Genomic DNA, 11,282 nt, shown 5'->3' on the forward strand with positions numbered 1-11,282 from the left:
TTATTTCCACTTGCCGCGCAGCTCCTGCACCTTTTGCTGCAACAGTTCCGGCGTGGCGGCCTCGGGCGCCACGGGCATGCCCACGGCCAGCGACAGACGCGAGCGCAAACCCGCCTTGAAGGCGCGCTCGAACAAATGGCCATTGCGATGGCTCAACAGATGTCCCCACAAACCGCGCAGCGCCAGCGGAATCACCGGCACCTTGCTGCGCTCGACGATCTTGGCGATGCCGCCCTTGAATTCGCTGATCTGGCCCGTGCGCGTCAGCTTGCCTTCGGGGAAGATGCACACCAGCTCGCCTTCATGCAGCGCTTGCGCGATATCGATGAAAGCCTTTTCCATCAGGAAAGGATCTTCCTTGGCCGGCGCGATGGGAATCGCCTTGGCCGTGCGGAAAATCCAGCCCATCAGCGGCATCTTGAAGATGCGGTGGTCCATGACGAAGCGGATCGGACGGGGGCTGGCCGCCATGATGACGATGGCGTCCACGTAGCTGACGTGGTTGCAAACCAGCACGGCCGCCCCCTCCGCAGGGATGCGCTCGCCATCGACGACTTTGACCCGATGCACGGTCTGGATGAGTATCCACGCGAGGAAACGCATGAGGAATTCCGGCACCAGCGAGAAGATGTAGGCAGCCACCAGCGCATTCAGAATCGCCGTGACGAGGAACAGCTGCGGGATCGTAAATCCTTGTCCCAGCAGCACGATGGCCACTCCGGCGGCAGCCACCATGAACAGGGCGTTCAAAATATTCATGCCGGCGATCGTGCGCGAAATGTGTTTCGGGTCGCAACGCGTCTGGATCAGGGCGAACAGGGGCACGATGAAGAAGCCGCCGAACACGCCGATCATGACGATGTCGAGCAAAATGCGCGGCACGCCGGCCTGGCCCACAAACGCCAGGGCATCGACGATGTGCGTATTCGCGTAGGCATTGCTGGCGAAATACAGGTCGATGCCGAACAGCGACAGGCCGATGGAGCCGAACGGCACCAGGCCGATCTCGATCTTGTGGCCCGACAGCCGTTCGCACAGCAAGGAACCCGTGCCGATGCCGACGGAAAACACCGTCAGCAGCAGCACGAACACGCTGTGGTCGCCATGCAGGAAATCCTTCGAGTATACGGGGAACTGGGCCAGGATCAGGGCGCCGTAGAACCAGAACCAGGAGTTGCCCAGCATGGCCAGGAAGACGGGGCGGTTCTTGCGCGAAAAATTCAGGTTGCGGAACGATTCGGCGACAAAATTCAGGCTCACCTTCAGCTCCGGCTCGGGCGCGGGCGTGCGCGGCACGCGGTAGCTGGCGATCAGGCCCAAGACGGCCACGGCGATCGTCGCGCCCGCCACCAGTTCCACGCCCAGCGGCTTGTGCACGATCAAGACGGCGCCGAGGATTTCGCCCAACAAGATGCCGACAAAGGTGCCCATCTCGATCAGGCCATTGCCACCGACCAATTCCTCGGGTTTCAGTTGTTGTGGCAGATACGCATATTTCACGGGGCCGAACAGGGTGGAATGGATGCCCATGCCCACCACGGCGGCCACCAGCAGCCACAGCGTGTGCGTCATCCAGCCGGCGGCGGCCACGGCCATGATGGCCAGTTCCATCCATTTGACGAAACGGGCCAGGCCCGCCTTTTCAAACTTGTCGGCCAGCTGGCCGGCCGTGGCCGAAAACACGACATAGGGCAGGATGAACAGGCCGGGAATCAGGTTGGTGATGGTGGACGGGTCGAGCGTGGTCCAGCTCAGCGCATCGTAGGCGAGGATCACCATCAGGGCCGTCTTGAACAGATTGTCGTTGAAGGCGCCAAAGAACTGGGTCCAGAAGAAGGGCCCGAAACGGCGCTGCGACAATAAGGAAAACTGACTGCTTTGACTCATGGCATGGGGAACCGGCAATTAAGGAATTGCTAAAATACAGCACTATCCTGCGCGCGACAATCTGAATGTCGTCATCTTGCTTGGCGTCAATACGGAAAACAGCCTGCCGCGCAATGCTGGCCACGTCTTCCTGATGCCGTCCCCGGCACTTACCCTGACACAACAGAAATCGCCTGTCTCTTGATAATAAGGTAATGTGCGCATACTTCGGGCGCCTTCGCCCTGCCCTTCCAGGAAAGCTACTCCATGTTTGGATTGATCACGCTGTTCATCCTTGGCTTGCTGATTGCCGCCTTTGTGCAGGCATTGCAATACCGCAGAAAGGTGGCCGACCTGGAGCTGCTGACGGCGCGCCTACGCAAGGAAGTCAACGGCATCCAGCAGCGCCTGCAAGCGCTGGAAGGCCAGGCCGACGCGCCACTTGCCCCGCCCGCCGAGGAGAGTGCAGTACCGGCGCCTGTGCCTGTTTCCGCGCCGACACCGGCACCGCAAGCGGCCATGACCGAGCCGCTCGAACTGGCAAAGGCCGCGCCGGCAGTGCCGGCGGCAGCCCCGCCCAGGCCTGCGCCGCCTACCGCGCCGGCGCCTGCCAAACCAGCATCCGCCGCCACCAACACCCCGTCCTGGATCGCGCGCCCGGATGGCCTGTTTGCCAAGGCGAAGAACTGGCTGTTTACCGGCAACCTGGTCGCCAAGCTGGGTTTATTGATCCTCTTCCTCGGCGTCAGCTTCCTGCTCAAATACGTGTCGGCGCAGGTCACGCTGCCCATCGAGCTGCGCCTGGCCGGCATCGCGCTGGCCGACATCGCCCTGCTGGCCTGGGCCTGGCGCATCCGCGTCAAGCGTCCCGGCATCAGCCTGCCGCTGCAGGGCACGGCGCTGGCGATATTGATGCTGGTGACGTTCGGCGCCTTCCGCCTGTATGAACTGATCCCGGCGGGCCTGGCGTTTGCCGTGCTGTTCGTGCTGACGGCGTTCACGTGTCTGCTGGCCGTGCTGCAAAACGCCGTCTGGCTGGCCGTCTTCGGCATCGTCGGCGGCTTTGCCGTGCCCCTGCTCGTGTCGACGGGCAGCGGCAACCATATCGGCCTGTTCAGCTATTACGCGCTGCTCAATGCGGGCGTCTTCGCCATCGCCCTGCAACGCGCCTGGCGCGTGCTGAATGTGCTGAGCTTTGGCTTCACCTTCGTCGTCGCCACCACCTGGGGTCTGCTGCGCTACACACCCGAGCACTACCTGTCGACGCAACTGTTTTTGATCCTGTTCGTGCTGTTCTATATCGGCATCGCGATCGCCTACTGCGCACGCCAGGCGCCGCGCCTGAAACACTACGTGGATGGCACGCTCGTGTTCGGCACGCCGCTGGCGGCCATGGGCCTGCAATACAGCCTGGTCTGGAATTTTAAATTTGGCCTGGCGTTTTCCGCCCTGGTCGCCGGTTTGGCCTACACGGGCCTGGCCGTGGCCCTGTGGCGCAGGAACGGTTTCAAACTGCTGGCCGAAGCCTTCCTCGCGCTGGGCATCGTCTTTGGCACCCTGGCCATCCCGTTCGCCCTCGATGGCCGCTGGACGTCGGCCGCCTGGGCGCTGGAAGGCGCGGGCATCGTCTGGGTCGGATTGCGCCAGCGCCAGACCCTGGCCTGGGCCTTCGGCCTGCTGGTGCAGGGGGCCGCCTGGCTTGCCTTCCTCACCGCCATGCAGGAACTCGATACGGCATCGGCCCTGCAGGCCAACATCTGGCTCGGCTGCGCGCTGCTGGCCGCCGCTGCGCTGGTGATGGCCTACAATTTCCGCCGCCACGGCAGCCACTTGCATCCGGAGTTCATGAGCAGCATGTCCGTGCTGTTCCTGACGGCCGCCACGGTCTGGCTGCTGGGCGGCATCTGGAGTGAAATCCTGCTGCGCACGGATGCCATCACGCAACTGAATCTGCTGACCGTCAGCGCGCTGGCAGTGGCGGCCCTGCTGGCGGCGCTGGCGCGGCGCGAACAATGGCATGCGCCGCGCGCCCTGCTGCTGGCCGTGCAGGTACTGGCAGGCATGGTCATGCTCAGCCGCGCCAGCTGGGCCTGGGACCAGCACCCGGCCAGCCTGTTCGGCGGCTCCTTCCTCAGCGCCCTGCTGCTGGGCGCCGCCGCCTTTGCCAGCGCCCGTTTCCTGGCGCTGCGCGCGCGCGGCGGCGACGCGCTGCTGGCGCTGGCAGCGCGTCCCCTGCTGGTGTGGAGCAGCTTGCTGTGGTTTGCCGCCATCCTCATGGCCTTCACCAGCTGGCTGCTGCGCCTGATCGACGGCAACCTGGAACTGCAGCCGCACGCGGGCGAGCACTGGCTGGCGCTGTACCTGATCGCCGTGTGCGTCACGACGCCCTTGTTCGCCATCCTGGCGCGGCGCCTCGATTGGCCGCAGCTGCGCTGGTTCACCGTAGCCACCTGGATCGGCCTGGGCCTGTGGAGCGCCAACATGCTGCTGGCGCTGTATGTGCGCGACTACCTGCCGACGGGCTTGAGCTGGCTGGCGCTGGCTGGCGCCCTGGCGGCCGGCGAATACCTGCTGCTGGCCTGGCCCAAGGCCGGCAGGCAACTCGACGTGCGTGCGCTGCGCCTGTTGCATACCGTCCGCACGGCGGCGCCGTGGCTGATGCTGTGGCCCGTGGGCGCCATGCACGTCGGCGCCTGGCTGGCACAGCATGAAGATAGCGTCAGCCCCGCCTGGGCCCGCTACTTGCCGGCCTGGGCCATGATGCTGGCACTGGCCTGGCTGATCCGCCGCTGCCGCGCCGGCGCCTGGCCGGTGGCGCCGCTTGACGCGTGGTACCAGCGCACCCTGATACCGCTGGGCGCCCTGTGGTCGCTGCTGCTGATCGCCGCATGGAATATTGTCGATGACGGCGCCATGGCGCCGCTGCCCTACTTGCCGCTGCTCAATCCTCTGGACTTGAGCACGGGCTTTGCCGTCCTGCTGGCCATCGCCAGCTACCGTTTATTCCCGGCCGGCCAGATCCCCCTGCCGTCCCTGTGGCAAGCGCGCTTGCCCGTCGTGGCCGCGTGCTTGCTGTACGGCTGGTTCAACCTGATGCTGCTGCGCACGGTGTCGCACTACCTGGGCGTGCCCTACACCTTTGACGCCATGCTGGCCTCGCAGTTCGTGCAAGCGATGCTGTCGCTGGTGTGGAGCGTCACGGCCCTGCTGCTGATGCGCCATGCGGCCCGCCAACAGCGGCGCCAGCAATGGAGCATGGGCGCCGTACTGCTGGGAATGGTTGTCCTGAAGCTGTTCCTGATCGATCTGTCGAACGTGGGCGGCATCGAACGCATCGTGTCTTTCGTGGGTGTCGGCTTGCTGATGGTCTTGATCGGCTACCTGGCCCCCTTCCCCAAGGCTGCCGCGCCAGCGCCAGCCGAACCCCAAGCGGGAGCAACATGAAAACCACACCCATGTTCGGCATCATGTTGATGGCAGGCGCGGCGCTGGCCGCGCCTGGCCAGGACCGGCCGCTGGACTATCGCTGGAGCATGCCCATCCAGTCGCCAGCCGGCGCGGGCATCGTCCAGCTGGCGTTGCCCAGGGAAGTGTACCTGCACGCCAGCTCGGCCAGCCTGGCCGACCTGCGCCTGTTCGACGCCGACGGCAAGCGCCTGGCCTATGCCATCGGCGCGCAGCCCGCGCAATCGGCCACGCAGCGCACGAACATTCCAGCCCGTATCTTCCCCGTGACGGGCACGCCGGCAACTGGCGATGGCTTGCAAGGCATCGACATCCGCACGGCCGACGATGGCCGCTTGCTGTCGGTCAGCACGCGCGCCGGCACGGCAGCGAGCACGGCGGCGCTGCAGGCGCTGATCCTCGACCTGGGCAAGCAAACGCAAGACAGGCGCATCGCCGCCTTGCGCTTCACGCCGCCGGCCCGCACGGACAATTACAGCGCGCAAGTGCTGCTGGAAGTGAGTGATGACCTGAAGCAATGGGACGCCATCGGCACCACCACCCTGAATTGGCTCAGCAACAGCGACACGCAAACCCTGGCCAACGACAGCATCGCCTTTGCGCCGCGCGCGTTTCGCTATGCACGCCTGAGCTGGCAAGCGGGCGAGCCGCTGGCCTTTGCCGCGATCACGGCGCAAGCCGTCAGCGAAACGGACATCGCCGCGCCGCGCGCCAACGTCGTGCTGCAAGGCTTGCCCGGCAAGCAGGACAATGAATGGCGCTACGCCACGCCCCTCGCCATTCCCGCCGACAGCATCGCCCTGCAATTGACGCAGACCAATACGGCGCTGCCCGTGACCCTGGGCGTGTATCGCCAGAACAGCTATGTTCCCCGCCACCGGCTGCACCTGCGCCAGCAGGCGCGTCCCGCGCAAGGCGCATACTTCGATCCCCTGCTGAGCACCACGTTTTACCGCATCGGCCTCGATGGCAAGGAACGGATCTCGGGCGATCTGGCCATGCCCGTGACGCAGACCGGCGAATGGGTATTGCAGACCTCCCCGGAACACCCGCTCTCCGCCGGCAATGCGCCCGCCTTGCGCCTGGGCTGGACACCAGCCACTGTCGTCTTCCTGGCCAGCGGCAAGCCGCCCTACCAGCTGGCATTCGGAAACAGCGACGCCGCCGCCGTCGCGCAGCCGCTGTCGCAGGTGGCGCCCGGCTTCAAGGCGGACGAACTGCTGGCACTCAAGACGGCCGGCGCCGGCCCGCTCCAGCCCAACGCCGGCGCGGCGGCACCCCCGCGCGTCACCAAGGACGGGGCACCGTGGCACCTGGCCGCACTGTGGGCGGCACTGTTGCTGGGCGTGGGCGTGCTGGGCTTTTTCGCCTGGCGTTTGCTGACGCAGATGAAAGAGGAGCAAGGCAGTACCGACAAGCAGGAACCTTAGCCGCTTGAGCGCGGTACTCGCCGACTCACTGCCGCAACAGCGCCTTGAACGTCTGCGGCATCCAGGGACGGGCCGCCAGCATGAAGCTGATGGCCAAGCGCTCGTTGCCGGGCAAGCGCGCGTCTTCCTGGTGCTGCTGCGAAAATTCCACCGCCACTTGCTTCAGCCGTTCCAGCAAGGCCGCCGTCGATTTCTTCGACAGCATCACATTCACCAGGCGCAGCAATTCCGTTTCGCCATCGAACTGCGAATTCAAATAGTCGCCATAGGCTTCCTTTTTGAAATACGTGTGGATGGGACCGTTCGGTATCCACGCAAACGTGCGCGCCACCAGCAGTTTGACCCGGTTATTCGGCAGCAGTTCCAGGAAACCGATCTTGTCGAGGCGCAGCAGGTATTTCACGGCTTGCGCTTCGCTGATGTCGTAGATGGCGACGATCTGTTCCAGCGGCAGCAGGTTCAGGGCGGAGACGGCCACCACGAATAGCCGGGTGTCCTCGAGGATTTCCTTTTCCTGCGCATACGTCAGGCCCGTGATCAGGGTGGGCGCCGCCTGGGCTGACTGCACGGCCAGCGCCAGCTGCTGGAAATCGCTGCCGACGGCCACCAGGATCTGGTCCAGCCGCTGCAGGGTAAATTGTTTCTGCGAAAACATCCGCTTGACGCTGGCTTCGGACACGCCGATGCGCTGGGCCAGCTCGGCATACGTGACGGCGCGCGCCTTCAACAGGCGTTTCAGGGCCTCGATCAGGGCGTGGGTTTGCGGCATGCACTTCCTTTATAAAAATAGCATCGGTTCCGGCGGCAAAAAAGTAGCGCAATACGCTACCTGCGGTATGCCTGCCCGCTACGAGTAGCGTTTTCATTGACCAATTGCCCACAGTCTACAATGATGGCGTTGCCACTTGGCACACTTGAAGGAGAAACACATGAAACGCCTGCTGCCCCTCTGCCTGTCCCTGTCGCTGTTGACGCTCTCCGCGGCCGCTCCCGGCCTGGTCCACGCCGCCGCCTCGGAGAACCTGTCGAAAGGCTCGCAAAACCTCAGCCAGGGTTCCGCCATCGTCGTCGCCGGCTCCATGTCGATGCTGGTCGCCTCCGGCCAGGTGGTCGTTGCCAGCGTGGAAACGGTGGGCGAAGGCATCGTCATCGTGCTGAAAGGCGCTTCCGAGGCGGGCGGCGCGTCCATCCAGATGAGCACGCAAGCGGCCAAGGGCCTGTCGCTGGCGGCCGGCACCGTGGTCAACGTGGTGGCGCTGTCCACCGGCCATATGCTGGTCCTGTCCGGCAAGGCCATCGCCTTCATCCCGAACGAACTGGGCAAGGCGCTGCTGCACCACTCCAAAGTGTAACCACCATGAAGAACGGAAATCCCATGAAACAGTTGCTCGCCACCGCCCTGCTGTGCGCCGCCAGCTTGGCGCCGCTGGCCCAGGCCAACTCCGACACCACCAACGCGTCCGACAACGCCAGCATGGCCTCGGCCATCGTGCTGGTCGGCTCCATGTCGGTGCTGGCCGCCGCCGGTGAAATCGTCATCGACAAGGTGGAAGACGTGGCCGACGGCAGCGTGCTCGTGCTCAAAAGCGCGGCCAACGGTGCCTCGCAGGCGGCCACGGCCTCCGTCAAGCTGAGCCAGAAGGCCACGCAAGGCCTGTCGCTGGCGACCGGCACGGCCATCAAGGTAGTGGCCGTCTCGACGGGCCATATGCTGATGCTGTCGGGCAAGGCCATCGCCTATGTGCCGAACGCGGCCGGCAATGCCATCCTCCACCATTCGAAAGCGTGAACCCGATGAAACGCCTTACCCTCATTGTTCTCAGCCTGGCCCTGGCCGGTGCCGCCCATGCGGGGCGCTCGTGCGAGGAAAAGCAAACGGATGCGACCACCCTCGTCAAATCGATGGACCTGGCGCAAAAGACCCTGCAGGCGCTCGACGCTTCGGGCGCGCAGGTGGCGCTGCTGGCGCGCGCCGGCCAGGACCTGTCGAAATACCATTTGCGCTATTCGCACATGGCGCTGGCCTGGCGCGACCATCCGAAGGGCCGCTGGCTGGTGGTGCATGAACTCAATGAATGCGGCACGGCGCAATCGTCGCTGTACAACGAAGGCTTGGGCAATTTCTTCATGGACGATGTGTTCATGTACGAAACGCTGATCCTGATTCCCGCCCAGGATACGCAGCAGCAACTGGCGCGCCTGCTGACCAGCAACACGCCCAAGCGCCTGCATGAGGCGCACTACAATATGCTGGCCTACCCGTTTTCCACCAAGTACCAGAATTCGAACCAGTGGGTGCTGGAAACCCTGGCCGCCGCCAGCAACGAACCCGGCAAGATCGAGACGCGCGCCGAAGCGCAAGGCTGGCTGCGCAGCGCCAGCTACGCGCCGCAGACGCTGAGCATCCCCGCCGCCACGCGCCTGGGCGCGCGCATGTTCCGCGCCAATATCGCCTTCGACGACCACCCGTTCGAGCGCCGCATGACGCGCCAGATCGACGTCGTCACCGTCGACTCCATCGTGCGCTTCATGCGCCAGCGCGAGCCGCAGGTGCAGGAGATCGTCGTGCGGGGGAATTAGTCTGGCGTCAGGCCGGACAATAACAAGTCGGGCGCCTGCGCCAGCGGCGCCGCGCTGCACAGCACGATGGACAGCTCGGCATGCGCCAAGGTCACGCAGCTTGCCGCATCCATGCCCAGCTTGTAGCGCGCCTCCGCCTCGCTCCAGCGCTGGCAGAACAGCGCCAGCCGCTCATCCGCTGGCAAGCCTTCCAGCTCGGCGGTCACAGCCGCGCCAAACGCCTGGCGCGCCAGCGCCAGCACGTCGCGCCGCGGGTCGCGCAACTCAATATCGAGTCCCAGCCGCGTAGTACCGCTCAGCGCGCAGGCGATCCAGTGGCCGCTGTGCGAAATACTGAAGTAGGGACCGCCGGCGGGCGCCAGCAGCCGCGGCGCCTGGCCCGGACGCTCCTCGAGCGCGATGGCCGCCGGAGACAGCCCCAGCATCCGTCCCATGGCCGTTCGCAGCAAGGCGCGCCCGAGCAGGAACTGGCGCCGCCGCAGCGGCCGCGCAAACCGCGCATAACGGGCCGCTTCCGTCGCACCCAGCCACGTTTCATATTGGCTGATCTCCGCGAGATCAATGCTGCGGGAATCGAGCAGCCAGATGCTGGCGCCGTTACCGGGGAAAGCTGGTGGCATGACAATATTTGGATACGTAAAGGCGCAGTCTGCCACAAATTGCCAGCATGCATGCGGTAAAAAAAATGGCAGCGCGGTTGCCCGGCGCTGCCATTCTCAGCAGGTCTGCTGGCGCTTGCGCGCCGCGCCCATCTTAGTTCGTCATTGCTGCTTCGACCGCTTTATTGTCGGCGCCAGTCGGGCCGCCTTCGGCACGTACATAGTTGGCCTTGATGTAAGCGCTGGTCAGGTTGGCGATGCGGGTCAGCATCAGGTTATCGTGCACGCCAAACGTGAATCCGGCCGCCATCGCGTCGGCGCGCTGGAAGAACTCTGGCGTCGCGACCAGGGCGCCCTTGTTGTCGCGGATCATGACGCGCATGCGCACGCCGGAGCTGCCGGCCAATGGTCCCAGGAATACGCGCTTGGCGCCGCTCTTGAACTGGATTTCTTCGACGATAGGCTCGATGATCAGCACGCGGCCATTGGCCGGGGCGGCATTCCAGCTGGTCAGCGATTCGGCCAGGTCCTTGCGGATATTCTCGTCGATTTTCGCCATGGCGGCCTGGTTGCCCTTGTAGCCTTCGGCAAAGACTGTTGACTTGACTTCAATGCGGCCAAACGACGAGAAAGCCTCGCTCGGCGGCGGATTGGCCGTCGACGATGCCTTGATGCGCGTGGCGCAGCCTTGCAACATGGTCAATGCCAGCAACGCGCCAGCCAGGACGACAGTTTTCGATACTTTTTGCATATTCTCTTTCTACTTTTTATTGGAATGGCTTCCAGGCGCCAGCCTTCCTGCAAGCGGGCGCCGGTTACCGATATGGACGATTTCCCTGCTACTTCTTTGCTGCTTACTTACTTGCCTTCAACTTCACGAACTCACCCTTCAAGGCCACGCCCGTCATCATCGTGCCTTCGTGGCACTCGAATTCCGTGGCGCTGGAATTTTCGATGTTTTTGTAATTGCTGACGATATTGACGACGGCATCGGCGCCCACCGACTGGGCGCGCTTTTGCAGTGCCAGCATGGCGGACAGGAAGGCCCAGTTGCACGAGGTTTCTGCCGATTTTCCGACGCCATTGGTTTTCTGGCTCGTCTTGTCGCTGCTGATGCGCGTGGCAATCGGGGGCGTTGCCTGGTCGCCAAAGTAGAATTTGACGGTATCGCCAAGCCGGGCCTGGGCATCGTTGGCGGACATCGCATTGGCGATCGGCATCATGTGTTTGGTATCGCCTGCCTGTGCCGGCAAGATAACCGTCAGCGCTGCACTCATTGACGCCAGGATCATCATTTTTTTCATGCTGTTTTCCTCGATAAGTTAAAGATAGTAAAAAAGGA

Annotated in this window: 10 protein-coding genes; 5 read left to right on the top strand and 5 right to left on the bottom strand. The window is 64.1% G+C overall.

Features of this window, described 5'->3' with window-relative positions:
* Nucleotides 1-1,887 (bottom strand): MFS transporter, encoded by a 1,887-nt coding sequence (locus AC07VH_RS10945; protein ID WP_494789420.1) that lies wholly within the window; start codon nt 1,885-1,887, stop codon nt 1-3.
* A gap of 246 nt (nt 1,888-2,133) precedes the next feature.
* On the opposite strand from AC07VH_RS10945, the gene AC07VH_RS10950 reads away from it, so the two are divergent.
* Both AC07VH_RS10950 and AC07VH_RS10955 read left to right on the top strand, forming a co-directional pair.
* On the top strand, nt 2,134-5,310 hold the full coding sequence (locus AC07VH_RS10950; protein WP_494789421.1) for a DUF2339 domain-containing protein: 3,177 nt from the start codon (nt 2,134-2,136) through the stop codon (nt 5,308-5,310).
* Nucleotides 5,307-6,761: a DUF3999 family protein gene (locus AC07VH_RS10955; RefSeq protein ID WP_494789422.1), complete on the top strand. Its 1,455-nt coding sequence runs from the start codon at nt 5,307-5,309 to the stop codon at nt 6,759-6,761. Before AC07VH_RS10950 ends, AC07VH_RS10955 begins: the two co-directional genes overlap by 4 nt.
* Before the next feature lie 25 nt (nt 6,762-6,786).
* On the opposite strand, the gene AC07VH_RS10960 is transcribed toward AC07VH_RS10955, so the two are convergent.
* Nucleotides 6,787-7,530 (bottom strand): helix-turn-helix domain-containing protein, encoded by a 744-nt coding sequence (locus tag AC07VH_RS10960; protein ID WP_475415521.1) that lies wholly within the window; start codon nt 7,528-7,530, stop codon nt 6,787-6,789.
* A 160-nt stretch (nt 7,531-7,690) separates the two neighbouring features.
* Between AC07VH_RS10960 and AC07VH_RS10965 the strand changes: the two genes are divergently transcribed.
* From AC07VH_RS10965 to AC07VH_RS10975, 3 genes are read left to right on the top strand one after another with little or no spacing between them, the layout of a single operon-like run.
* Nucleotides 7,691-8,113, top strand: coding sequence for a hypothetical protein (locus AC07VH_RS10965; protein WP_475415522.1), 423 nt, complete (start codon nt 7,691-7,693; stop codon nt 8,111-8,113).
* Nucleotides 8,114-8,136: 23 nt separating this feature from the next.
* Nucleotides 8,137-8,550 (top strand): hypothetical protein, encoded by a 414-nt coding sequence (locus tag AC07VH_RS10970; protein WP_494789423.1) that lies wholly within the window; start codon nt 8,137-8,139, stop codon nt 8,548-8,550.
* 5 nt (nt 8,551-8,555) lie between these two features.
* On the top strand, nt 8,556-9,341 hold the full coding sequence (locus tag AC07VH_RS10975; RefSeq protein ID WP_494789424.1) for a DUF2145 domain-containing protein: 786 nt from the start codon (nt 8,556-8,558) through the stop codon (nt 9,339-9,341).
* Here AC07VH_RS10975 and AC07VH_RS10980 read toward each other — a convergent pair.
* The 3 genes from AC07VH_RS10980 to AC07VH_RS10990 form a co-directional block, all read right to left on the bottom strand.
* The gene (locus tag AC07VH_RS10980; protein ID WP_475415525.1) at nt 9,338-9,961 is read right to left on the bottom strand and encodes a 4'-phosphopantetheinyl transferase family protein; all 624 of its coding nucleotides are present in this window, start codon (nt 9,959-9,961) and stop codon (nt 9,338-9,340) included. The two genes, AC07VH_RS10975 and AC07VH_RS10980, sit on opposite strands and share 4 nt — an antisense overlap.
* 133 nt (nt 9,962-10,094) lie before the next feature.
* Nucleotides 10,095-10,691, bottom strand: coding sequence for a hypothetical protein (locus AC07VH_RS10985; RefSeq protein WP_475415526.1), 597 nt, complete (start codon nt 10,689-10,691; stop codon nt 10,095-10,097).
* A 103-nt stretch (nt 10,692-10,794) separates the two neighbouring features.
* Complete coding sequence (locus AC07VH_RS10990) at nt 10,795-11,244, bottom strand: excinuclease ATPase subunit (protein WP_475415527.1); 450 nt, start codon at nt 11,242-11,244, stop codon at nt 10,795-10,797.
* Nucleotides 11,245-11,282: the final 38 nt, after the last annotated feature.

The sequence above is a fragment of the Janthinobacterium sp. GW821-FHT03C10 genome (assembly GCF_059420865.1).

Bases quoted from the DNA above. Each gene is read 5' to 3' on its own strand.
- AC07VH_RS10965 (WP_475415522.1), top strand. From the start codon at position 7,691: ATGAAACGCCTGCTGCCCCTCTGCCTGTCCCTGTCGCTGTTGACGCTC.
- AC07VH_RS10985 (WP_475415526.1), bottom strand. From the start codon at position 10,691: ATGCAAAAAGTATCGAAAACTGTCGTCCTGGCTGGCGCGTTGCTGGCA.
- AC07VH_RS10960 (WP_475415521.1), bottom strand. From the start codon at position 7,530: ATGCCGCAAACCCACGCCCTGATCGAGGCCCTGAAACGCCTGTTGAAG.
- AC07VH_RS10970 (WP_494789423.1), top strand. From the start codon at position 8,137: ATGAAACAGTTGCTCGCCACCGCCCTGCTGTGCGCCGCCAGCTTGGCG.
- AC07VH_RS10990 (WP_475415527.1), bottom strand. From the start codon at position 11,244: ATGAAAAAAATGATGATCCTGGCGTCAATGAGTGCAGCGCTGACGGTT.
- AC07VH_RS10945 (WP_494789420.1), bottom strand. From the start codon at position 1,887: ATGAGTCAAAGCAGTCAGTTTTCCTTATTGTCGCAGCGCCGTTTCGGG.
- AC07VH_RS10975 (WP_494789424.1), top strand. From the start codon at position 8,556: ATGAAACGCCTTACCCTCATTGTTCTCAGCCTGGCCCTGGCCGGTGCC.
- AC07VH_RS10955 (WP_494789422.1), top strand. From the start codon at position 5,307: ATGAAAACCACACCCATGTTCGGCATCATGTTGATGGCAGGCGCGGCG.
- AC07VH_RS10980 (WP_475415525.1), bottom strand. From the start codon at position 9,961: ATGCCACCAGCTTTCCCCGGTAACGGCGCCAGCATCTGGCTGCTCGAT.
- AC07VH_RS10950 (WP_494789421.1), top strand. From the start codon at position 2,134: ATGTTTGGATTGATCACGCTGTTCATCCTTGGCTTGCTGATTGCCGCC.